At 33.9% G+C, this 23,042-nt stretch carries 21 protein-coding genes, 1 pseudogene and 1 riboswitch; of the genes and pseudogenes, 7 read left to right on the top strand and 15 right to left on the bottom strand.

The annotated features are described in order from the left end of the window. Positions 1–165 precede the first annotated feature (165 nt). Positions 166–492 (top strand): annotated as a pseudogene (locus tag C568_RS35830) (RNA-guided endonuclease InsQ/TnpB family protein); the annotation flags it as partial. Between the two features lie 143 nt (positions 493–635). Here C568_RS35830 and C568_RS0126785 read toward each other — a convergent pair. Together C568_RS0126785 and C568_RS0126780 are read right to left on the bottom strand one after the other, a co-directional pair. Next, complete coding sequence (locus C568_RS0126785) at positions 636–1,061, bottom strand: hypothetical protein (RefSeq protein ID WP_029427835.1); 426 nt, start codon at positions 1,059–1,061, stop codon at positions 636–638. A 58-nt stretch (positions 1,062–1,119) separates the two neighbouring features. Beyond that, a complete protein-coding gene (locus C568_RS0126780) occupies positions 1,120–1,716 on the bottom strand; it encodes a DedA family protein (protein WP_026008647.1) in 597 nt (198 codons plus the stop codon). Positions 1,717–2,193: 477 nt separating this feature from the next. Between C568_RS0126780 and C568_RS0126775 the strand changes: the two genes are divergently transcribed. Then, positions 2,194–2,595 carry a hypothetical protein gene (locus C568_RS0126775; protein WP_003196738.1) on the top strand — a complete coding sequence of 134 codons (402 nt, stop codon included), beginning with the start codon at positions 2,194–2,196 and terminating at the stop codon, positions 2,593–2,595. Between the two features lie 100 nt (positions 2,596–2,695). Here C568_RS0126775 and C568_RS0126770 read toward each other — a convergent pair whose 3' ends face one another. The 4 genes from C568_RS0126770 to C568_RS0126755 form a co-directional block, all read right to left on the bottom strand. Then, a complete protein-coding gene (locus C568_RS0126770) occupies positions 2,696–4,447 on the bottom strand; it encodes an MFS transporter (RefSeq protein ID WP_018783273.1) in 1,752 nt (583 codons plus the stop codon). Positions 4,448–4,481: 34 nt separating this feature from the next. Further along, entirely contained in the window at positions 4,482–5,021 is a 540-nt protein-coding gene (locus C568_RS0126765; RefSeq protein ID WP_018783272.1) for a PadR family transcriptional regulator, read from the bottom strand. A gap of 298 nt (positions 5,022–5,319) precedes the next feature. After that, positions 5,320–5,964, bottom strand: a complete 645-nt coding sequence (locus tag C568_RS0126760) for an alpha/beta family hydrolase (RefSeq protein WP_018783271.1) — start codon at positions 5,962–5,964, stop codon at positions 5,320–5,322. Between the two features lie 154 nt (positions 5,965–6,118). Further along, a complete protein-coding gene (locus tag C568_RS0126755) occupies positions 6,119–6,439 on the bottom strand; it encodes a hypothetical protein (RefSeq protein WP_006094433.1) in 321 nt (106 codons plus the stop codon). A gap of 343 nt (positions 6,440–6,782) precedes the next feature. Between C568_RS0126755 and C568_RS0126750 the strand changes: the two genes are divergently transcribed. Next, positions 6,783–7,244, top strand: coding sequence for a hypothetical protein (locus C568_RS0126750; protein ID WP_003196732.1), 462 nt, complete (start codon positions 6,783–6,785; stop codon positions 7,242–7,244). Positions 7,245–7,287: 43 nt separating this feature from the next. Here the strand turns inward: C568_RS0126750 and C568_RS0126745 are convergent, their stop codons facing one another. From C568_RS0126745 to C568_RS0126730, 4 genes are all read right to left on the bottom strand, one after another. Further along, complete coding sequence (locus C568_RS0126745) at positions 7,288–8,550, bottom strand: MFS transporter (RefSeq protein WP_006094432.1); 1,263 nt, start codon at positions 8,548–8,550, stop codon at positions 7,288–7,290. Between the two features lie 106 nt (positions 8,551–8,656). Further along, on the bottom strand, positions 8,657–10,288 hold the full coding sequence (locus tag C568_RS0126740; protein ID WP_018783270.1) for a YndJ family protein: 1,632 nt from the start codon (positions 10,286–10,288) through the stop codon (positions 8,657–8,659). Beyond that, positions 10,285–10,905 carry a DUF4166 domain-containing protein gene (locus C568_RS0126735; RefSeq protein WP_018783269.1) on the bottom strand — a complete coding sequence of 207 codons (621 nt, stop codon included), beginning with the start codon at positions 10,903–10,905 and terminating at the stop codon, positions 10,285–10,287. Before C568_RS0126735 ends, C568_RS0126740 begins: the two co-directional genes overlap by 4 nt. 4 nt (positions 10,906–10,909) lie before the next feature. Next, positions 10,910–11,818: a DoxX-like family protein gene (locus C568_RS0126730; RefSeq protein ID WP_018783268.1), complete on the bottom strand. Its 909-nt coding sequence runs from the start codon at positions 11,816–11,818 to the stop codon at positions 10,910–10,912. A 200-nt stretch (positions 11,819–12,018) separates the two neighbouring features. After that, positions 12,019–12,205, top strand: a riboswitch (Lysine riboswitch). 230 nt (positions 12,206–12,435) lie between these two features. Here C568_RS0126730 and C568_RS0126720 point away from each other — a divergent pair. The 3 genes from C568_RS0126720 (at position 12,436) to C568_RS0126710 (ending at position 15,617) form a co-directional block, all read left to right on the top strand. Next, positions 12,436–13,665, top strand: a complete 1,230-nt coding sequence (locus C568_RS0126720) for an aspartate kinase (protein WP_018783267.1) — start codon at positions 12,436–12,438, stop codon at positions 13,663–13,665. A gap of 144 nt (positions 13,666–13,809) precedes the next feature. Then, positions 13,810–14,529: a response regulator transcription factor gene (locus C568_RS0126715; protein ID WP_018783266.1), complete on the top strand. Its 720-nt coding sequence runs from the start codon at positions 13,810–13,812 to the stop codon at positions 14,527–14,529. Continuing rightward, positions 14,526–15,617: a sensor histidine kinase gene (locus tag C568_RS0126710; RefSeq protein ID WP_018783265.1), complete on the top strand. Its 1,092-nt coding sequence runs from the start codon at positions 14,526–14,528 to the stop codon at positions 15,615–15,617. The genes C568_RS0126715 and C568_RS0126710 overlap by 4 nt, the downstream gene beginning before the upstream one ends. A 188-nt stretch (positions 15,618–15,805) precedes the next feature. Here C568_RS0126710 and cyoE read toward each other — a convergent pair whose 3' ends face one another. The 5 genes from cyoE to C568_RS0126685 form a co-directional block, all read right to left on the bottom strand. Further along, positions 15,806–16,729: a heme o synthase gene (gene cyoE / locus C568_RS0126705; RefSeq protein WP_018783264.1), complete on the bottom strand. Its 924-nt coding sequence runs from the start codon at positions 16,727–16,729 to the stop codon at positions 15,806–15,808. A 253-nt stretch (positions 16,730–16,982) separates the two neighbouring features. Further along, positions 16,983–17,801: a DUF4097 family beta strand repeat-containing protein gene (locus C568_RS0126700; protein WP_018783263.1), complete on the bottom strand. Its 819-nt coding sequence runs from the start codon at positions 17,799–17,801 to the stop codon at positions 16,983–16,985. 21 nt (positions 17,802–17,822) lie between these two features. After that, positions 17,823–19,343, bottom strand: coding sequence for a hypothetical protein (locus C568_RS0126695; RefSeq protein ID WP_006094423.1), 1,521 nt, complete (start codon positions 19,341–19,343; stop codon positions 17,823–17,825). 37 nt (positions 19,344–19,380) lie between these two features. Beyond that, a complete protein-coding gene (locus C568_RS0126690) occupies positions 19,381–20,271 on the bottom strand; it encodes an ABC transporter ATP-binding protein (RefSeq protein ID WP_018783261.1) in 891 nt (296 codons plus the stop codon). A gap of 294 nt (positions 20,272–20,565) precedes the next feature. After that, complete coding sequence (locus C568_RS0126685; protein ID WP_018783260.1) at positions 20,566–22,581, bottom strand: class I SAM-dependent methyltransferase; 2,016 nt, start codon at positions 22,579–22,581, stop codon at positions 20,566–20,568. Positions 22,582–22,848: 267 nt separating this feature from the next. On the opposite strand from C568_RS0126685, the gene C568_RS0126680 reads away from it, so the two are divergent. Then, positions 22,849–23,042 (top strand): helix-turn-helix domain-containing protein (locus tag C568_RS0126680; protein ID WP_018783259.1); only part of this gene is annotated, 194 nt, incomplete at its 3' end.

The raw sequence follows: 23,042 nt of genomic DNA, 5'->3' as shown, positions 1-23,042 counted from the left end.
TATATTTTTTTATTGTTTCCACCTACAAATCATAATCTATTCAATTTTAATAAGATTACTCACAATGTACTATCTTATTTTGTGACATAAACATTACATTTTTGTAAGGTTCTTTTTTCATTTTGATAGTTTAACTTATGTAAAGTGTTTATATGAAAAGATTTATCGGTGATTTGTATAGAGAATCTCGATATCCGAAATATGGTTCGGAATCGAAAAGTGTCAAAGTCGATTTCTGATGTGGGCTAGGGCGCTTTTCGCAAGATGCTTTTGTAAAAGTGTGAAAAATTTGGAGGTCTACTTGTAAAAATAGATCCAGCATACACATCACAAGATTGTTCAAGCTGTGGAAATCGCGTAAAAAAATCCCTATCGATTCGGACACATATTTGTACAAAGTGTGGAACGATATTAGACCTGGATCACAATGCGAGTCTAAACATTTTGCAAAAAGGATTAGAACAATTACATGTGAGAACGACGGAAGACTGAAACTGAAGGACAAGGTTGTGTCCAAACAGTATAAACGGCGCCTGTGGAGAATATGTAAGACTGCTTGGGAACCCCAAGCAGGAAGCCCCTTCTTCAAACAACTCATAAGAGTGTTAAGAAGGAGTCATTCACAAGTCAACTACTTAGCTCATTCTAGATATTGTTTGAACTATAGTTTGAATTCCGGTTGAAATAATAGATGCATTTATATTTCTTGCATCTATTTTAATGATATTTTCTTTATAAAAATTTGATAAATAATTTTCATCAATAGGCCTCAATAGTACATGTTCAGCATGTAAACGTTGAATCAACTCAGTTGCATTCATATTTTGCGGTAAGGCAAGATGTAACTTTGTATCAAGAGAAATCGACCTTTTATAGTCAATGCTAACTTCACAATCTTGGAGTTGTCTTTTAATTTCTTGATGTAATAGCATCGATTTTTTTGCATATTTTTTTGTAAGTCGCTTACTGTGCGTATGAAACATGCCACTTTTCAAATAAACCTCCAGCGCTCCTTGTGTAATAAGGCTTGTATCATAATCAATTACTCGTTTTAATGCCAAAAAATTACTGAGAATATCTTGAAGTGGGAGTATTACTGCTCACGAATAACGGGATAACTTAGTTTCTATCTTTTTTGAAGCGAAAATATACAAAAATCAAACCCACAAGGATAACTAGCACAATTAAAAGAATGAGGCTATAACGGTGAGCATAGTGTACTACATGACGCCACTTTTCTCCCAGTTCTAATCCTAACTTGATAAAGGTGAAACTCCATAATAATGCTCCTGAATATGCATAAAGGCAAAAAGTCCAAAATCGAAAACGAGAAATACCCGCTAAATAGGCAGTAACATGGCGAACCCCAGGAATAAAATAGCCAATAAATAATAAGGCAGGACCAATCTTCTGAAACAAAATCTGTGTTCGATTTATTTTATTTTCTGTAATATGTATTTTCGGACCAAATTTCTTTAAAAACGGAATCCCAAGTTTCACTCCTAACAAATAACTAATAGTAATACCAATTGACGAACCGATACATGCACTTAGTAATGCAAGTAGAAATTTCATTTCCCCTTTATATACATAGTACCCTACAAACGTTAACAACGTTTCATCAGGTATCGGTAACCCGATAATTCCACCCACTAAAGCAATAATAATCCCGAAATATCCAAAATGCGAAATGAGATAATGTAATTGTTGTTCTATTGTAATCACCATCCATACCAATTACGAACTGGTATCTCAATCATTGAGACACCTTTTTAAACAAAAAACATTATATACCTCCTAGTATTATTCCAATAAACCCCATTAAAATTCTAACCGTATAACTTATTTCCGAATATAAAGTGAAACTTCCATCAGTGGGAGTCTTCACTTCCCCGCCGATGGTTAGCTGAACGAATCGAGCTTTTACTGGATAAAATGTGTTACTCCACTTTTTTCTATATTTTCAAAATGAAATTGTATTGATTTCTCTTTTTTATCCAAATATAATTAAATATGGATTTTGTATTGTGCTAATAATAGCCTTTATTTCATAGTGTGTATCTCTAGAATTAGAAATATAAAAGATAAATAAGCAAGTTATATAAGATTTATGGTTTATAAGAAAAATCAAAGTTAACAAAACAGATAAAATTATAATATGGAGTTACACAAAAACGTTTGGAGTGTGTACATATGGTATACAAAGATATTCTAAAAAAGATCCATGATGCACCAACTGATTATGATTTTAGTAAATTAACTGAATCCATTATTGATGAAGAATCTATGCTTAATGGTATACCCCAAGATTACATTATCTTCTTAAAAGAAGTTGGATACGGATCTGTTTCTAATGCGTATTTTATGTTCTATGGAGGACTTATTGAAGCGGATGAAATATATGACGCAGATGAAAATCCAGAAATAAAAACTGTTTTATTATTTGGTGATAACTTTGCTGGCGATGCGATAGGCTTTCAAACTACAAATAACTGGGAAATTGTTGAGATTTGGCATGAGGACTTATCAATCGTACCGAGAGACGAAACGAGTTTTAAAGAATTAGCTCAAAGCATATTTTCAAAAGAGCTTTAAGCGATTAGTCACTTTATCTAAAATAAAAAAAGCATTCCACCATTGCAGTTGTGGAATGCTTTTCTCTCATTAATCAAATCATATTAATTCCTTATTTACTTCACCATCCCTTACTCGTTAACCCTTTTCTTCTCCTACCAACTCGAAACTTTCCTTTATAAAACACCAAACTCACCAAACCACAAAGTAAAATAATTGGTGCACTTACTTTATATAAATCTGTAAAGCTCATTGCCATCTTATTTTCGGCATAATGACTAACATCATTTGAGAATGCAAGGATATCTTTCTTTATACTTTTTTCTTTTTCTTCCACTTCTTTTGTTACTTGCCTTGTAATTTCTTCTCTTTTTCCTTCTCTATATTCCACTGGAACTCCATTTAAAGCTTCATTCACTTTTTCATGAATCAATTTCTCTTTTTGTTCCTTGCTCAAGCCGAGATTGTCTTCACTTTGTTTTTTTTCAGCATTTGATTCTAAACTTTTATTTCGGATTTTTTCTTTTGTTATTTGCAATATTTTTTCTTGCTCAACCTGATCCACATGAATATTACGAACTTTCTCTTCAGCATAACGATAAACATTGTCTTTATTTACAGATAGATTATGAGTTAAAGTTGATACAAATATAGCAACAGCTAATACAATCCCTACTTGTCTCAACATCGATACAATGCTTTGGGAAGCGGTTAGTAATTCCCCTTCAAATGAAGAAGCACTTAAAATCGTAATGGGACCTACGACTAAACCATATCCAGCACCTAATATCATACAAGGAATAATAATATCTGCACTTGTTGAATCTACTCCTATCATTTGTAACCAACAATACGCTATGCTCATCACTATGAAACCCGATAAAATAATAAAAACTTTCCCAAGCTTTTTAATTAGCGTTGCAGATAGTGGGGAAACAATAAATATCATTGCTGAAATAGGTGTAACTAAAAAAGCCGCTTCCATTTCTGTTCGATATTGTATTTTTGTAAGAAAAGTCGGAAGTAAGACAGTTACTCCAACCAAAAATAGATTGCTTAATATGACCACAATAGATGCTCCAACAAAGGTTCGATCTTTAAATAGCTGCAAATTCACCATAGGCGCTGAAACTTTTCTTTCGACTAAAATAAATAACAAGAGAGAGAGAATACTAGTAATATAGCAAATCCACGCTACGTTACTCAGCCAACCCCATGTGTTCCCCTTAACTAATACAAGGGTGAAAAAGAAAATTGCAGAGCTACTTAATACTAATCCGATCCAATCTATTTTGGATTTAATACGTTCTTCATTTTTTATTTGTAGCATAACAAAGCATAAAACAACTCCAATTACACAAATCGGAATATTGACAAAAAATACCCATCTCCAACCTAAATTTTCTGTAATAACCCCACCTATCACTGGTCCGATTGCCGCCGAAAACCCTTGTGTTACTCCTAAAATACTAAGCGCAATATGCCTCTTAGCTAACGGAACTGCTGATACTCCAATTACCATACTCGTCGGAAATAAAATTGCAGCTCCTATACTTTGAATAAAGCGAGAAAAGATAAGAAAATCTCCCGTATTCGCAAAGGCACAAAGCGCCGATCCACCACCAAAAACGATTAAACCAATGATGTACATCTTAGCCTTTCCAAAAATATCAGCAATACGTCCTAACGGGATTGCTAGCACCGCAATTGTCATTGTATACACATTTAATATCCATGACATTTTTTCTAATGACGTATTTACACTAGATTGTATTGCTGGTAAAGCGATGTTCATAATGGTGGTATCAATCATACAAAGAAAAATACCTAAACACATCAAAAACACTATCTTAAGCCCCCTTGATTGCTCCATTGCAATCTCCCCCTTTATAAATTAGCACTTCTTTTTATTCCTTGTTTTCCCTATCTTCTTCCAGTGTAAGTTGGACTAATTTCTTCTTTAATATCTCAACTTGCGCAGCATACGATGCAATACCAACATCAAGCGAAATCTCCTCTACAAATGTTATACCCTCTCTCCATTTCTCATATTTCAAGCGAAGATCTGCAATATATGCTTCTTTCCTTTCAATTTCTTCTTCAATCCATCTCTTCATTGTCTCTCCATCAGCATAATTACCAAAATACATTCGCATTAAAAAGTCCGAGCGTAACACATCCTTCTCTACATCAGTCTTCATATATTGATAAAACTCTTCTCTTCCTTCATCCGTTATGAAGTACATTTTTTTATTTGGCTTTCCCTCTTGCATAATAACCTCTTTTTTGATTTTCCCTTCCTTCTCTAACTGCCTTAAAGTTGGATAAATCATACCAAAGCTTCCATCGAAAAAATGAGTGAACACATCTTCAAATACAATTTTTATGTCATAGCCAGACAACTCTTTTTCCATCAATAACCCTAAAACAACGTCTCTTCCTTTCATTCAAGACACCTCGCAATTCATATAATCAACAATCATATTAACAATGTTAATATGATTGTTGATTATATATTATATTTTAGTATTTGTAAAATGTAACCAATTAAATTTTCATTTCATACCCTGTAAAGAATTTAAAACAAAAGACTATGTAGAAAAATCCTAACGGGTTCGGATTTGAAGTACAAAATTAAAAATAACCATTTAAAAAGAGGTGCAATTAGCACCTTTTTTTAAATGGTTATTTTAGCAAGTGAACTAGCACCCAAATTGGTGAACTTTTGATAATATCAGTTTATCACTAATTTGTCCTAACGGTTTCTTGGAGTTTTTCCATTACCCTTGATAAAGCTAAAATTGAATTTGTTGTTTCAAATTCTCTAACATCTAAGGAATGGTTTGCATTTTGGACAACATCAATCTTTAAATTTGATTTACTTAATTGGTCAATTAGATTTGAATTGTAATGATGGTCTTTATCCCCGATAACTAAAAGCCCTTGATGATGACTATTCAAGATTGAGTCAAAGATCGAATCAGACTTTATCAGAGGAGTGAGTAAAATCATTTTTGACTTTAAGAATTCATCTCTCTTCATTAAGTCATTCGCAATTGGAATTGTTCCGAGTGATTTTCCTAAAAAAATCGAATTGTTGTATTGCCCATTTTTTAAAGCATCTAAAATCACAGGATTAATATCATCCATTATTATTTTGGTTATTTCTTCAATATTTTTTTTCATTGTTTGCTCATCATAGGCGTAATGGATATGGACAACATCGATTTTGTTTTGGAGCATTACCATCGTCGAATAATAAAACAAGGGTTTATCGTAATTGTAACCTGAACCTGAAAACATAAAGCAAATCGTTTTGGAACCCATTTCTATATGTGTATAACTAATCGCTTTATCGTTTGTTTGTATCTCCTTTTTCTTTCCTTTCATCATTTTCCCCTCCGAAACTTTTATAATATTATAACATAAATTACCAACTTCTCTTTTTATTTTTCTCAACTTTCTCAAAAAATAAAAAAATCAATATCACAATAATAATCCCGCCTATAAACATTTCTTAATTTACTCATTCATAACCTCCTTACTACTTAGAATTCATATTTTGTCTCTGATAATCAAGAGGAATATCCACCGCAAATTCTCTATCTGCAATTGGTGTATTTACAACAAAGGACTCCGTTTCTAAATAACCCACTACCTCTCCTTGTTCATTTCGATTTTCATATTTCAAAACAAGTCCTGTATTTCGATCAAACCAATAATGAAATATTTTTGCTTGAAATTTTTTAGCATTAGCACCTATAAATTCTCCTTGAACTACAATTGTGTCATAACCCCTATACGTTTCATGTTGGTTTACTATATTCCCCTCCTTCGCCAACTGAATTAGTAATGTTTCCTCCACGTTTTCACCTCCCCATATTCATCCTATCTATTTATTACCTACCAACTTGAAAAAAGTTCATTTTCTTCCTGTAGAATTACATATAAAATAAAGCTAATCCTTCTATCAACTAAGAAAGATTAGCTTTATAACTCGTGCATATACACAATAAGATAATTTTCTATCTTCCCGTCCAGTGCTTTCTTATCACTTCTACGACAATTCCCGGGTTATCCCAGTGCAGCATATGTGTCGCGTCACTTTTCTATAACTGCTAAATCAAATATACATGCATAACTTCTTTAAAATTAGAAAATGCTAACAAAATCAAAACTATCCGCTATAGCGAATTGGAGAATCATACATGACAAGAAAAATATTATTCTTACTTGCTTTCATATGTTTTGCAGTTCCACTTCAAACAAGCGCTTTTACTTTTGCAGAACTCCCTGTTACATCAAAATCTAAGCAGTGGTATATTGAAGTTGATAAGGCTAAGGATCCTCAAGCATTACCATCAAAAGCAGATATGTTTCATTCATACAGCTTACTTGTAAAGAATATCGGTAAGGACGTATCTAACGTATCAGTTGAAATACGTCACAATAACCCGAAATCAAAAGCCTCTTTCAAGCCTTTCAACAAGTCTGATATGAGCGTGTCATATAGTCAAACTAGTTTTACAAAAATGAAATTCCCATTATATGAGGACGCCAATTCATTTGATATTGTTATTAGCTGGGAAGAGAAAGATTTTAGTTATAATGGTCACCCCGAAAAAGCAGAAAAACAATTTACGCAAACATTTGTATTTCAGGAACAGTGAGCTCTACCGTTTAACAGGGCTTACTGTTTTTTGTTAACCTATATTAATCAAACTTGCGAATGCTCGGAACAAGTAGCGCGATTGCTACTACGACAATTGCTGCAATAGCTAGAATGATAATTGTCACAGTACCACCAATTATATTCGCCAACCAACCGACAACTAAATACCCTAACGGCAATAATGCAAACGATCCTAACATATCAAGACTTGCTACCCTTCCGAACGCTTCTTCTGGCACGAGTTCTTGCAAGCTCGTTTCCCATATTAGGCCAAAAATCATAATTCCAAACCCCTCTAATGCCATTAACCCTATTAATCCTGGTGCCCAAGAAACAAAGGGCATTAGTAAAAGTGACATCCCACTAATGAGAACACCTCCATAGGCAAGCAATCCTCGTTTATGCCACCTCTGTCTCCCGCCAAAAATAAGAGCTGCCACAACAGCCCCAGCTCCAGAACACGCCATTCCAAGTCCATAAACAAACGGTTCAAACTGATGATGTATATTAAATAGCCAAGGGATTAATACAACGATAATTCCTGCGTAACAAATATTAATAAATGAAAATGCTAAAATTGTAATCCAAAGCCACGGATGGCTTTTTAAAACAACAATACCTTCTGTAAAATCTTTTTTGAGATTCATTTTTTGATTTGTTTGTTCCTGTACTTTTTTAGCTGTTACGTCTTTTAAAAACAATAAACAAATAAAAGATAACAAATAAGTCAATGCATCTAACCCAAACCCGATTCCAGCCGATGCAACTGAAACAATAAGCCCGCCAAGCGCTGGGCCTATTAAACGAACGCCTTGATTACTCATTTGCGTTAATGCGTTAGCTGCATTCCGAATTTCTGGCACGAAAACCCTTGCTCGCACCGCTGCATATGCCGGTTGAAACAGGCCTTCCATTAGTCCATATACTGCTACTAATACATATAGAATATTGATTGTTAAAGTGTCTGTAAAAATAAGTGTCGCAAGTGTTATCATCACTATGCATCGAACAATATCAGTAAATAACATTAATTTAACTCGATTCATGCGATCAACGATTAACCCAGAAAACGGTAAAACAAGAATATTCGGAAGCATATACATAGCCATCGTCATCCCCATAACCACCGTTGAACCTGTTAATGTATATACTACTACTGGAAGAATTACCATTGTAACCGAGCTTCCAAGTACAGAAAGCAGCTGACCAATCCATAAGAAAGTAAACTGCCGTGATTTTGTAACAGGTAACAATAAATTACTTACATAACTCCCCTTATTTTTTGTCTGTATTTCTCCTTGCATATGTATCCCCTTCCTCTAAATATCTTCCTTCTTTTTCCTTTTATTATAACATTTATTTTTTCTTTCTTTTCTAATAATTTAGTTTTTAGATATATCAAAAAAAATTTCAACGACATCTCCCTTCCGTTCTCTCAATCTCATAATCAATCTCTAAAAACCTCACACCAAACACCCACATTTGATGGTGCGCTGTCAAAATCTGATCAGTTTTTTCTTTTATCGTAAAAGTCTCAGCTAACGGTAATCGAATCGTAAAGAAAGGGGTATGTAAATAAATCCCTTCGTCTCCTTTTGTACTCTCTCTTAACTGACTAGTAATGATAAGATCTTTGTTATCATTACGTAATTTTAAAATACCCGTCATATTAGAAAATGGTAGCGGCAAAGCAATATTCATATATGTATCTCCTCTATATGTATGCTGTGAATAAAGAGCTACAAAGATCGTTTCATCCTGCTCATTTTTTCGAATCCATGCCCTCACATCTTCTCTACCATCTCGTTCACCTTTTACCGCAATGATATTACCATACATAGCTTCCCATCTATTTCCCATTCCTAAATGAATTTGCTGTATATGTCTACTTATTTTTTCATAAAGAAAGGCAAAGGGCCGAAACCAACGAGACCACTTAATGTTTGCTTTTAATTGATAATTTTTCGTATGCTCATAAAAATCAATGATAAGTGGAGATACTTTTCTTTCATCAAACCCCATACTATGAAAATCACTCATTTGCTCTACAAGACCTGTATACTCTTTCTTCTTTATGAAATCCTGTTGCAAGAAAAGCGTTTCCCCCACTTTCATCTTCCCTTTGATACGACTCATCGGTTTTCCATAATGAATGTAAGCTGGCACATTCTTTTCAATCATCCAGCCAATAAAAGCAGGCAATGTTACACCAATTCCATTCACAACACCATGAATCCAAACCATTTGCGTAATTGTGATCGTCATAACTTGCTTAAAGTTCCCATATGAGTATACTAACGAAAATAAAATCGTTATCATAAGTGTACTCGATGAAATGATAAGAAGGATTTTTGCAATTATCGAAGTGAATTTTGTTTTCCATACATAAACACCATAAGCATAAAGTGAGATGAGATAAATTAATACCGCGAAGAACTCGAATGTTCTTGAATAAGTAATACCAATCGCTACTGTCATCGGTGAAATAACAATAATAACCGTGATAAATTTATATAGTTTACTTTTCTTTTGTTGCTTTCTCCCAAGTAAACCTACAGATAAGGGTAGTAAAAAGGCTGAATAATGAAAGTGAGCTGCTGTAAGCAAAACAATATCTGAACTAAACTGCATAATGGATATATTTGCTACAGAGGCAAAGAACCAAAAACCACCTAAAAACAAATAAATAAATCCGCTATCAATTGCCATCTCTTCTAACGGCTTCCATCCTCTTTCTAGTAACCTACTTACGCCGAATAATGCAATAATGCCTGTATATATAAACCAAATCATTGCAAATAAAAAATAATCTGTTATGAAGGCAAGCATCGCACTGATTGCAGCAACCGGATAAAGTAACAATACAAATTTATAAAATAAAACCTGTGACCCATCTCTTTTTTCCTTATCAACAATGCATAATGACATTGGTATAAATAAAAAAACAGATAACACTATGATACATTCAACGGGATTTAGTTTCGGCCATTCCAATATAATAAAAACCATATAACAAATAAGGCCAAGAATTATATTTTTCATCTAGTCTGATCCCTTTCTACAAACGTTCCCTTATATGAGAAAAGCGGGCCAAATAATGGATTTCGTACTTGAACATGAATTTTGTAACAGTTTAATGCATCATCATAGCTCTCTATAACTTTCGCCTCTCCATATAAAAATTTGGGTAGTGGTATTTTCTTCCCAAGTATGTAAAACCATTGTTTTTTTGATGAGATATGCATTGCTCCTTCTTCATCAACATAAAAGGCAAGTGTTGATACGAGCAAGTACGGTTCACCAAAGTAATCAATAATTTCATTCTGTTTTGTATTCAGGTACATAACGGCATTGAAATAACGTTTTTTGTTATCAAATCGAAACATCCGATTCCACCTTACAAAAACATTTCCTTTCGCATCCTCTTCAGCAATATTATGTATTGTAAACGGTACTTCTTTTCCTCTTTCTGAAAAGAACATGCGAAACTTAGATGCAACTCTTAAAAGCATTTTGACAAGAAACGATCCTTCATCAATTTCATCCATTTTCCCTTCACCTATAAAACTATTGTTTTCCGTAATTGCATAACGTTTTTGTAATTTCGGGTGTAGCTGCTGATAAGATTCTCCTAATAATACTTCATAGATGCTAGCCACGCATTTACCCCCTTCTTTTTCTCTTACAATTTTTCGCTCTTGGTAAATCACTACTGTTCATATACCCAATAATTGATAATCCAATTAATATAAAATTTAAGGCAATGGGGTTAAATGGTTGGATAAAACTCAAAATATTTGTGAATCCTGCTACTATGGTTAGACCAATTAAAATAATAATGTGCAGCAGCAATAACTTCTGTTTTTGAAACGGCAACAACCATATGATCCCGAATCCTATTTCTAAAAAGCCAATTATTTTAAGCGAAAGAATGCTATTTTCGTTTGAACCAATAAGTACAGAAAGCATCTGTACCTCTTCTGGGTGATTAAATAATACTTTTGGCATAAGCCCTTGATACATCCATACAAAAGAAAGTAAAAAACAAATAAGCCAATACGTAATCGATTTTCTTATTAACAAGCGAGGATGCAACCCTTTTTCTAACCATAATTTTAAAGCATCAAAGCTCCATGCTGTCGCCCATCCTAATAGCGGCCGAAATACAGATGAATCTATAATCCTCCCTACACCACCAAATCTCGTCTCATAATCATACTGCGTTTCAAAGCAAATCTTTTCTCCATTCGGTGTATATTTCCAATAGCCTCTTCCTATTTGTATCAATGAAAGTCTATTGTCTGTCCAAAATTTTAGCGAAGATATTCTTTCTCCTGTTTCCTTTTGGAATTCCCCTACCGATTCCCCTTCACCAACTATTTCAAGCCCAAAACCGATTTTTGTTTTGTATAAAAAACGTTGTGGTTCATCATCTTGTTTCTCTAAATATGATATTTCAGTAAAGCGAGCATCCCACTCTGTATGTAACATCGGATCTTGCGTATACTTCCATAATTCATCCATTGATGTTACCATTTCTGTTTGAACATAAATCGGTTTCTGCCTCTTCATCCTCTCTCCCTCCACTCCCTCTATATCACTAATGTATACGTAAAATTCGATTCTATCTATATTTTTCAAATAATTCTTTCATTACACGAAGAGACTTAATTTTCAAAATATTAACAAAGCACTTGATTTCCTAAAATATTTTAATTATTATAAAACAAATGTTACCAAACAACTTTATAAACCAAACACTCTCGCCCAAAACGTGAGATAGAGGTTGCAACGCTTATAAGTATTCTAAAGGAGACACAGAGATGTCGATGAATTTAGAAAAAAGGAAGTGTTGCCGAAATTAATAAATTTCTCTGCATTTATTAATTGGGGCTGTTTTCGAATAGAAACAGAACTGTCATATGTACAGACGTGTATATATGAAGAGCTATCTACAAAAAAGAGGTATCATGCTTTATATGATATTCTTTTTTGGCGGTTTTTTTATTAGCTCCTTTTTCTGTTTCCCTTTTCCTGTAACAGCACCATCCTCCCCTATTTGAGATGGTGTTTTTTTGTTTTTCTTTCCGGTAACTACAGGAATATTTAGGGACTTATACATCTCTCTTATATGTTTTTTACACCTTTCCTGATTAATTAATAAAAATGGATGAAAGAAGGAATTTGTAATGGAAACGATTGTTCAAAAATTCGGTGGTACTTCTGTCGGAAGTATTCAGCGCATTCAACATGTAGCAAATTTAATTATTGAAGAATATGAACGAGGGAACGGTGTTGTTACAGTTGTATCTGCAATGGGAAAAAGCACAGATGAGCTTGTCGCACTTGCTACTGCTATTACCGAAAATCCGAGTAAACGTGAAATGGACATGCTTTTAACAACTGGCGAACAAGTTACCATTTCTTTATTAACAATGGCGCTGCAAGCAAAAGGATACGACGCTATTTCACTAACTGGGTGGCAAGCTGGTATTACGACTGAATCTGTACATGGAAGTGCAAGAATCTCTAATATTAATACTGAACGCATTCAATCCCTTTTACAAGAAGGAACAATTGTAATCGTTGCTGGCTTCCAAGGACTAAGTAAAGAGAACGAAATTACCACACTAGGCCGCGGTGGTTCTGATACAACTGCTGTTGCATTAGCAGCTACGCTGAAAGCGAAAAAATGTGATATTTACACAGACGTAACAGGTGTATACACGACTGATCCACGCGTTGTAAAAGACGCATATAAATTAGATGAAATTTCTTATGATGAAATGTTAGAGCTCGCAAATCTTGGTGCTGGTGTACTGCATCCACGTGCTGTTGAATTCGCGAAAAATCATAACGTAGTTTTAGAAGTTCGTTCAAGTATGAAACAAGAAAACGGAACAATTGTAAGGGGAGAATGTAACATGGAACAACAATCAATCGTAAAAGGTATTGCATTTGAAGATAATATTACACGCGTAACAATTAAAGGATTAGAACAAGGAGCACTTTCAACTGTTTTCTCTACGTTGGCTACCGCTCACATTAATGTTGATATTATTATTCAAAGTATTACAAATGAAGGTACTGTACATCTATCCTTCTCTATTCATTCGGATGACTTAAGAGAAACATTAGAAGTATTAGAACAAAATCAAGAAGCACTTCACTATGAATCTGTAGAATATGAAAATCATCTAGCAAAAGTATCAATTGTTGGATCGGGCATGGTATCCAATCCAGGTGTTGCCGCTGACATGTTCTCTACATTAAAAGACGAAAATATTCATATTAAAATGGTAAGTACATCTGAAATTAAAGTATCTGTTGTCATTGATCGTCTACATTTAGTAGATGGTGTAGAAGCTCTTCATCAATCTTTTATGGCAAAAATTGAACAGATGGTACAAATGAATTAATTTCATTTTCAAAAATAACAACAAGGAATATTTCTTTGTTGTTATTTTTTTATCTAGCAAAATTGTATTATGTTACACTATTACATGTGAAATATTTTCCAAATCATTTTAATGAGACAAAAAACATGTAAAGGCGGATACATAATGAGAACAGAAAATATTCTTTTAGTAGATGACGAGCAAGGTATATTAGATATGTTGGTACTAACCTTAAAGAAAGAAAATTTTATTCATGTAACAACCGCTCTAAACGGAAGTGAGACGTTAAACTTAGTTAAAAATCATCCATTCGATATTATCTTACTCGATGTTATGCTACCAGATATAGACGGCTTCGAATTATGTAGACAAATACGAAACTATACAAATACCCCTATTCTATTTGTGACAGCGCGCTCTAGTGACTTAGATAAATTAACAGGCCTCGGAATTGGTGGGGATGATTACATAACAAAACCATTTAACCCTTTAGAAGTAGCTGCTCGAATTAACGTACAATTACGCAGACAACAAATGTTAATACATCATCATAAGAAAGAACACTCTAATTTACATTTTGAATCCTTTTCTCTATATCCAAGCGAGGGACTGATAACAGTAAACGGAAAATCTGTACATTGCACTGCTAAAGAACTAGAATTACTTACTTTCTTATGCACACATCCAAATCGGATTTTTACAGCTGAACAATTATATGAACAAGTGTGGGGACTTACTTCTATGGGTGATGATAAAACAGTAGTCATGCATATTTCTAAATTACGTAAAAAAATAGAAGAAGATCCTAAATCCCCTACATACATTGTTAATTTGAGAGGAATTGGCTATAAATTTATTTCGCATACTAAGGAGCAACAAAAATGAAAATTGGTTTCCGACTAGGCTTTCATTTTATTCGTAGTTTATTTATCGGTACTTTTTTTATGGGGATTTTCATGGCCATCTTCATGGAAGGCATACTACCTCTTATCGGAATAAGCAAAGAGAACAAAGACACGGAAGCTCTTATCGTTTTTTGCCTCTTTGTATGTACTCTTATTTTAGGCGCTATTTTATATGGATGGCATATCGGGAAACCTTTATTTCGAATAATTTCATGGATTAACCATCTAGCAGAAGGATCTTATGTAACTCCAGAAAGTACGAAACAAATGTACAATAAAAAAACAGGAAAATTAAAAGGCCCTTATCGCTTATATAAAGACGTCTTTCTAAATATAGAACATTTAACAAATAGATTACGAGAAATAGAGAATGAACGAGAACAACTTGAGAAAATGAAACGCGAATGGATGGCAGGAATCTCTCATGATTTAAAGACACCTCTCACTTATATTACAGGATACAGTGCACTTATGTTATCACCCGACCATGAATGGAGTGAGGAAGAAAAAGAGAAGTTTCTGCAAGAGATTCAACAAAAAGGGGACCATATGAAGGAGTTAATTGAAGACTTAAACCTCTCGTTCCGCCTTCATGATTCACAAATCCCGCTAAAAAAAGAAGAAATAAATCTCATTGAATTTACAAGAAGAATGATAGCTGATATGACAAATGATCCACGATCTGAACACTATCATTTTAGCTTTCACGCAGACAAAACGAACATTATTATTCCTATTGATACAAAATTACTACATCGCTCTTTGCAAAATTTATTTATGAACGCCGTTTTACATAACCCTGCAGAAACAAAGATCCATACCTCGATTCTATTAGAGGACACTGTACATATTATAATAGAAGATACTGGCGTCGGTATGGATGAAATGACAGTTCAAAATCTATTTAAACAGTACTACCGAGGTACAACTACAAACGTTTCAAATGAAGGAACTGGTTTAGGAATGGCTATCGCCCAAAAAATTATAACGGCACATGGTGGAACCATTCAAGTAAACAGTGAAATAGAAAAAGGAACAACGATTCATATTACCCTTCCGACTCTATAGTACTTATTATCGACAAAAATATAGTTTTATTAAAGTGACGATTACTTTCGTTCAATTTAGTAGCACAAACGTAAGTAAAATTTATTCACACGCAAAAAAACCAATCTCTCATTCTAATACACGAGAAATTGGTTTTTTTATTCTTTACAAATTAAATCGTTCTAAAACTTTTCATTCGTTACCTATATTCATCTTCCAAAAAAGACACCTATAAGGGAATAGATAATGATCGTTGAAAATAAAATCGTCATATGGAAAAGAGAAAAAATAAACAATGATTTCGCCCATTTCTCTGAATCCATCTTTTTATAACCATAAATGCTTAAAACAAGCCATAAAATACTTAAAAGAAGCGCTACTAGCATAAGACCAATGCTTAAAGATCCTAAAAGAACACTTATTCCAATTAAAACAATTAAATAGATATTCGTTTGTATATATGTTCTTTTAACACCTTTGACTACTGGAAGCATCGGAACCTTTGCAGCCTTATACTCATCATGTTTGCGAATAGCTATGGCGTAAAAATGAGGCATTTGCCAAATAACCATTATGATAAAAAGCCCAATAATAGCCGGATGCATTATATCCGGATAAATAGCAGCCCAGCCAATGAGTGGTGGCATTGCCCCTGAAACACTTCCAATTTCTGTGTTGTAAATTGTTCTTCTCTTACTCCACATTGTATACGGTACAACATACAAAAATAAACCTAAAAACCCTAATAAGGCTGCTAAATATGTGGTTAGTGCAAGAAATACTAACCCGGAGATTGTCATCAATATTCCAAGCCATAATACAGCCTTAGGGCTTATTTCTCCGGTTACAGTTGGTCTCTTTTTGGTTCTCTCCATAATCGAATCAATATCACGATCATACAGATTATTAAAAGCCCCTGCTGCACCTATGATTAAAATAGAACCGATGAAAGCAAATATAATCTCTGGAATTTTCTCAAACGGGCTAATCTTATATTTATATAAAGCCAATGTTAACCCAGCAAACATTGGGACCAAATTCGATTTAATAATTCCGGTTTTAACCGTTTGGGCTAAAATGTTCGATAACTGTCGTTTCGAATTCGAATTTGTTAATTCTTTTTTCCTTCGCATGACACCCTGTACTCCTTTTCATTAGACGTTTTTACCATGTATATAGTATTAATATACTCCCCGGTATATTAATACTATATGATATTCCTGTCAAGAAAAAGAGAGTATACAGTGCACCGATGAAGAGCAATCTAGAATAATTTAAAAAGTTTAAATAAACACACCTATAAAGAGATTTATACTGTACAAACATATTCTAAGTAGAGCGAGAGTATCCATTCAGAATGTATCTTTCATAATCGAACTTTATTTTTTAAAGCTGTTTCACACTCTCATTACGTTTTAACTCAATCGTTCCTGTCATAGACTGCACCGTTAACTTTGTATCATTCCCTTTTCCAGTTCCTATACGACCTTTTACCTTATGATTGTTTCCTTTTTCACCAGTTGAAAGTGAAAATTCATTTTTTATTTGGCCCGCACGCGTTGACAAGTCAACCTCTAGATTTTTTGGCTCTCTCTTAAAGTTTATATTTATATGAGATGATTCGGTTTTTATTTTACTTTCATTTTTTAAATTTGAAACAGCGGATACATTCACCTCTCCCGTATCGTTTTGAATATCGAAGCTTCCTTCCACTCCCTGTAACATAATCCCTCCTGATTTGGAAACTCCTTTTATATTGTTTCCTTTATACTCTTTTATTGTCATATCACTTGAATCGCTATACAAATTCAATTGTTCAGATGCTATATTTTCACCTATTACCTCACCTGACTCTGTTTTAACATCTATTTTTTCATATGTTTTTTCAGGAAGGTATATATGCACAGTAGCTGTTTTTAAATTTACAATGGATGAAGAGTGTTCTGTAATAACTTCTAATTTCTCCCCATTCTCTTTCACTTTTACATCTTTTATCTCTCCTATATCAACTTTAATATCTGTTTCTGTTGTAGCATGGAGTTTAATATTTTCTCCTACTGTTTTTATATAAATCTCATTTATATTTTTCACGGCGAACTGTTTGGAGACTGGCGCTTCACTCTCTTTTGTACCACAAGCCACTATACTTAAAGTCATTAGACTTATAGATGAAAATAAATATATTTTCTCTTTGATTCCCTTCATTACATCACCCCTCTTGACTACTTACTTGAATATTAGCCGTAGCCTTCCCATTTGCTGTAACTGCCCAATTAATGCAATACTTAGCAATAAGATAGATAACCCCATATACAAAATAGCGTATGATGTTGATATTCCTAAGAAGTCTACATATGGAAGATGATTCACTGGCCCTAAATACCATAAAAGTATATACATGACTTCAAACAATTTATGCGTTCGGCTCCACACTCCAAATACTAACGCTAGCGTTGGAATGAACACTATACCGCTAAGCCAAGAAAACAAGAATGAAATATCTTCAATTAATATAAATTGAATGATAAGACCACTGGAGATAATGAGACCCACGATAACACCTGAAATCCATGTTGCAAAAAACTTATACAATGGGGAACAACTCGAAATAATAATTTGATCCGTACCATAGTATTTTTCTCTCGTCATCATCTGTGACCAAATTGCAATTGGCCAAATTATAATAATAGGTAGCCATCCTTTTGATATATCTACCGGACATATCAATCCAAATGCTATAAGCCCAATCGCAATTACATACCACCAAATCGTAAACCCTTTTAACATAATCGATAGCTCCGCTTTAATTAAACGAAACATACTAATGCTCTTTGTTTTCGTTATAGAAGTGAATATAAAAGAGTTATGATTTTGTTCATTCACAGCGATTGTTTTCTTATTCCCTTCAACCTCTCTTACCTTTTCCTTTACTTTGGTAAATGTAAGAAATCTATTAAACACAAGGGACGTTAGCCAAATTAGTAACATCGCCATTCCAATCCAAACCAAACTTGTTACAAGCATTTCTGCATCCCAAGTCAATCCATCCCAGTGAAATGTTTTAATCTTTCCCTCTACCGGGTTATACCCGAATCCTCCACCATTTGTTTCTCTTAAAAATTCATATTCTCTCATTGCATCATGTATCATATCAGAACGAATGATTCCTAAACCAAATACATCTAAATAACGATTTGACATTTCAAACGACATAATCGCTAATAACACCCACAAGAAAAAGAACACAATATTGCCTACTACACCTTTTAGACCAGGAAACACATCAAAAAAAATTGTGAATGCCGCTAGAAGCAATAATGAAGGAAATACAATATAAAAGAGTGGATATAAATAACCACCTAATTGAAACGAAAGGTCTTCCCCACGTATAAATTGCATTACCATAAAAGCAATGATAAATACCGTCTCAATGACCACTAAAACAATAAAATTAGAAATCGTTTTACTAAAAATATATTGAAATTTACTTATAGGTGAAGCGGCAATCAATTGCCCTACTCCTAACTGTTGATCGTCTGAAATTTGACTTCTTAACATATAAAAACCAAGCAACCAAATAAATAAAGTAGAAGTCATTGCTCCCATACCACCAAGCCAATTTGAATTATATACTCCTCTAACTCCACCAAGATAAAATATTTCATAGCCTGCTGAAGCTGCTGGCACACAAGCATATCCCAAAAAAATCGTTAATCCAATTACAATTAGAAATGGATAACTTCTCATTTGTCTAATTAAATTGTTTTTAATGAAATAAAATAGATTATATACATTGTTCAATTTTATGCCCTCCTTTCGAAGAAACATAATATAAGTAAGCATCCTCAAGAGAGGCTGCGATTATATGTGCTTTAGCACTAGGCGCATTGCTGGAAACGATGCGTGCATGAATTCCATCACTCCGGTGAATCGCGCTGCTTACTATATATTTCTTTTGAACATGATGTAACTCAGAAGCTGGTATAACCCACTCCCATACTTTTCCCTCTACATGCTTTAATAGTTGTTCAGGTCTCATATGAGCTAATACATTTCCTTTTGATAATAAAGCAATATCTGTCGCAATTGATTCAATATCCGTTACAATATGCGTCGATAAAATAACCATTCTATCCGTAGAAAGACTAGATAATAAATTTCTAAATCTAATTCTTTCTTCAGGATCCAATCCTACTGTCGGCTCATCTACAATCAATAATTTCGGATCATTTAATAGCGCCTGTGCAATTCCAACTCTTTGCCGCATTCCACCTGAATAGCCACCTAATAGTCGTTTCCGGTCATTCATTAAGTTCAGCGCTTCAAGCAATTCATTGATCCGCTTTTTTGAAGAGCTCATTAATAAACCTTTCATCGCTGCTATATACTCTAGAAATTCGACCGCGTTCATATTTGGATATACACCAAAGTCTTGCGGTAAATATCCGAGCTCTGAACGTAACAACTTCGGTTTCTTTTGAATATTTTCCCCATCCCATATCACACTACCATTCGTCGGTTGTTCAATTGTTGCTAACATACGCATAAGTGTAGACTTCCCCGCACCGTTCGGGCCTAAAAGTCCTAATACTCCTGGTTTTAAATGTAAACTACAATCATTCAATGCTATTTTCTCACCATATTTTTTTGTTACGTGGTCAATTATTAATTCCATCACGTTACCTCCTCACTTTATGAAACAAGTGTAAATTTTTATCACTTACGTTTTCTTATTTTCATTGTAGGTGGTGAAAGTAAAATCTAAGTAAAATCTAGGAAAAATTAGTTTAAAATATAAAACTAGTAAACATAATTTCTAAAGCTCAATTTATACATGCTCATAAAAAAAGATTCCGAAACAGATTATATGTAAATCCGTTTCAGAATCTTTTCTGGAACGAGGCAGCGAAATCGAATTTTGCTAGCCCCATCTTCTATCTTTTAAGTAAAAAACATGATTCCGTCTCTTTTATCTTTTCTCAAACACAATCAAACATGTACTATTCGGCAATGCTATTTGTTCACCATGTTCATCATACAATGTAACCTTTTGCGATAAATGTTCTATATAACCTTCTAGAAGGTACTGCTTGGCCTCAATTACTTTTACATTCTCTGAACCTACAACACTCTCTACAAAATCAATATATTCTTGAAGTGTGAATACACCAAATTGTTCTTGCACCTCATGTGGATACGCTTCTTCTCCCCACGTATACGTATATAAAAATTCCATTGCATCATTAACTGGCATTCTTACTCGATCCACATCTAATATATTCACCTTAATTTGTCGCCCTTGAAAATCACGTTGATAATTTTTTAAGAAAGGCATAGCGGTTTCATCATGAAAATGTAATTCACACCATTCTTTACTTTCTGTCTTTACTCCATCACGAATAATCCAACGTCCTCCAGAAGTCAATACTCGAAATACACTTCTCACTAGACGTTCCATTGTCGCAACATTAAATTTCTTACCATCTGTTTCTCCGTAAGAAAAAATCTCATGATTTACTGAACCACAATGAACTGTAGAAATACTTTCCGGATGGAATGTATCTGCAAGATGTAAAGCATCGCCTAGTGTAACTTCCCAGTTGTAGCCTTTTTCGTATTTATCACTTGTTAACTTCTCAATTACATTTCGTGATAAATCTATTCCAATAACCGATTTATTCGGATAAACCTCTTTAAATTTATTCATCATTACGCCCCCACCGGGACCAATTTCTACTATTGTATCTCCTACTACATATGGAAGAACCACAACTTTATCATCTACACTTCCATTCATATGCGAAAGATATTCTTCCTCATTTTCCAATCGATCAAACACATCCCGGCGTAAGCCAAATATTTCACATAACATCATGACAGCTTGTTCATAATGAGCATTATTTTCTTTTTTACAGGCTAAACAAAATTCGATGAGTGTTTTTCCAACCTCACTTGTTCCAAAACCAATTGTTAATACGTTTTCAGTTTCCTTTAATTCAGGATACATTTCTGATTGAGGAATTCGACTCATATTTAGCAATTCTACTATTGATACACTTCGCAATACTTTTTCAATTGCTCGTTTCGTATAAATATTTAAGTATTTATCTCCCTCTCTCTCATAATACAATGCGTCCATAAGAGGCTGGAAACTGATATGATCTATATTCTTCTGAGTAATATGTTGGTAGGCTAATGCAAATACTTTCACGAATTCTTCAAAACTAAAATGAGTTAATGCTGCTTCTACATACCAAAGGTCATAATCAAATAAAACTGTAAACATTTCTTCTAACCTATCATTCATAATTGAATCATACTCTTGAACAAAATATGTATCGTTAGGTGAAGCATTCGTACGTAACCGCCGAATTCGCTGCTTTACACTATATTCCATTAGTTCTCCGCAAAGTATTTGTTCAATACGTTCATATACCTCTTCCTTCACTCTTATCCATAACTTATCAGATACCCCGGTAATAATACATTCATTTAAAACACGAAGCACTTCACGCAGTTCATCTTTTTGAATCACACCTCGCTGCCATAATCTTACCAGTTCATCATGAGAAGTCATGGATACTTCTCCTCGTAATACTTGCCCTATTAATCCATGCGTACGAATAAGTGTAAACGTTACATCATCATATGGAAAATAGCGTCTATAAATAAAAGCTGAATCTTCGTTATGTGCTAAAAACGACACTCCTAAATCCTCCCACTTCTTGCGTTGCGTTACAGAACCACACTTCGATACTTCACTCCAGCATAATACAGTTTCTACACGAGCACGAATACCGTATGAAGCATTCATTTTTTCTAAATGCCTTAGCGTCCGTTCCACATACTCTAATATACTTCGGTAATTCCTTTCTATACTCACCACTCCATATTCTTCCAATAAAAATCCTAGCCATATATTCGCTTCTTTCGTATACATGTTTCCATTTCGTACTTCTTCTATTGCATGTAAACTATGTAACATACTTTTCTCCCCCTTTTGGTTATCCAATAAACATTCTGTCAGAGACATATATATATTAAATGCGTAACCTGTATCCTAATAGCCGAACTACTACATACATGTTATTTCAAATTTTAGTCTATCACACAATTAGTTTTTATTTTTTTGATAATGTACAGCATTCCAATTTACGAAACATAAAAAACATCCAAAAATGATATGATCCCCTTATAGTAGACAGTAAAAAGAAAGCACATTAATCTGTTTACTATGGGGGGGATTTTTTCTATGGGTAAAATTAGAGTAACTTACGATATAGAATTTAAGAAAAAAGCAGTAGATTTATACCTTAAAGAAGGAATGGGATACAAAACGGTCGCTAAAGAACTAGGAATTGATCACTCAGTAGTAAGACGTTGGGTGAAACACTTTGAGGCTGAAGGTATCAAAGGACTAGAAGAAAAACGTGGTAAAGCGAAAGG

Origin of the sequence: Bacillus sp. 95MFCvi2.1 (assembly GCF_000374965.1) — a bacterium.
Taxonomy (GTDB): Bacteria; Bacillota; Bacilli; order Bacillales; family Bacillaceae_G; genus Bacillus_A; species Bacillus_A pseudomycoides.
The sequence above is the reverse complement of the archived record's forward strand: the minus strand, read 5'-3'. Positions and strand labels throughout refer to the sequence as shown.

What these genes read in the sequence shown, in the direction of transcription:
- C568_RS0126775 (WP_003196738.1), top strand. Translation starts at nt 2,194, where the DNA reads ATGGTATACAAAGATATTCTAAAAAAGATCCATGATGCACCAACTGAT.
- C568_RS0126770 (WP_018783273.1), bottom strand. Translation starts at nt 4,447, where the DNA reads ATGGAGCAATCAAGGGGGCTTAAGATAGTGTTTTTGATGTGTTTAGGT.
- C568_RS0126765 (WP_018783272.1), bottom strand. Translation starts at nt 5,021, where the DNA reads ATGAAAGGAAGAGACGTTGTTTTAGGGTTATTGATGGAAAAAGAGTTG.
- C568_RS0126760 (WP_018783271.1), bottom strand. Translation starts at nt 5,964, where the DNA reads ATGAAAGGAAAGAAAAAGGAGATACAAACAAACGATAAAGCGATTAGT.
- C568_RS0126750 (WP_003196732.1), top strand. Translation starts at nt 6,783, where the DNA reads ATGACAAGAAAAATATTATTCTTACTTGCTTTCATATGTTTTGCAGTT.
- C568_RS0126745 (WP_006094432.1), bottom strand. Translation starts at nt 8,550, where the DNA reads ATGCAAGGAGAAATACAGACAAAAAATAAGGGGAGTTATGTAAGTAAT.
- C568_RS0126740 (WP_018783270.1), bottom strand. Translation starts at nt 10,288, where the DNA reads ATGAAAAATATAATTCTTGGCCTTATTTGTTATATGGTTTTTATTATA.
- C568_RS0126730 (WP_018783268.1), bottom strand. Translation starts at nt 11,818, where the DNA reads ATGAAGAGGCAGAAACCGATTTATGTTCAAACAGAAATGGTAACATCA.
- C568_RS0126720 (WP_018783267.1), top strand. Translation starts at nt 12,436, where the DNA reads ATGGAAACGATTGTTCAAAAATTCGGTGGTACTTCTGTCGGAAGTATT.
- C568_RS0126715 (WP_018783266.1), top strand. Translation starts at nt 13,810, where the DNA reads ATGAGAACAGAAAATATTCTTTTAGTAGATGACGAGCAAGGTATATTA.
- C568_RS0126710 (WP_018783265.1), top strand. Translation starts at nt 14,526, where the DNA reads ATGAAAATTGGTTTCCGACTAGGCTTTCATTTTATTCGTAGTTTATTT.
- cyoE (WP_018783264.1), bottom strand. Translation starts at nt 16,729, where the DNA reads ATGCGAAGGAAAAAAGAATTAACAAATTCGAATTCGAAACGACAGTTA.
- C568_RS0126700 (WP_018783263.1), bottom strand. Translation starts at nt 17,801, where the DNA reads ATGAAGGGAATCAAAGAGAAAATATATTTATTTTCATCTATAAGTCTA.
- C568_RS0126695 (WP_006094423.1), bottom strand. Translation starts at nt 19,343, where the DNA reads ATGAGAAGTTATCCATTTCTAATTGTAATTGGATTAACGATTTTTTTG.
- C568_RS0126690 (WP_018783261.1), bottom strand. Translation starts at nt 20,271, where the DNA reads ATGGAATTAATAATTGACCACGTAACAAAAAAATATGGTGAGAAAATA.
- C568_RS0126685 (WP_018783260.1), bottom strand. Translation starts at nt 22,581, where the DNA reads ATGTTACATAGTTTACATGCAATAGAAGAAGTACGAAATGGAAACATG.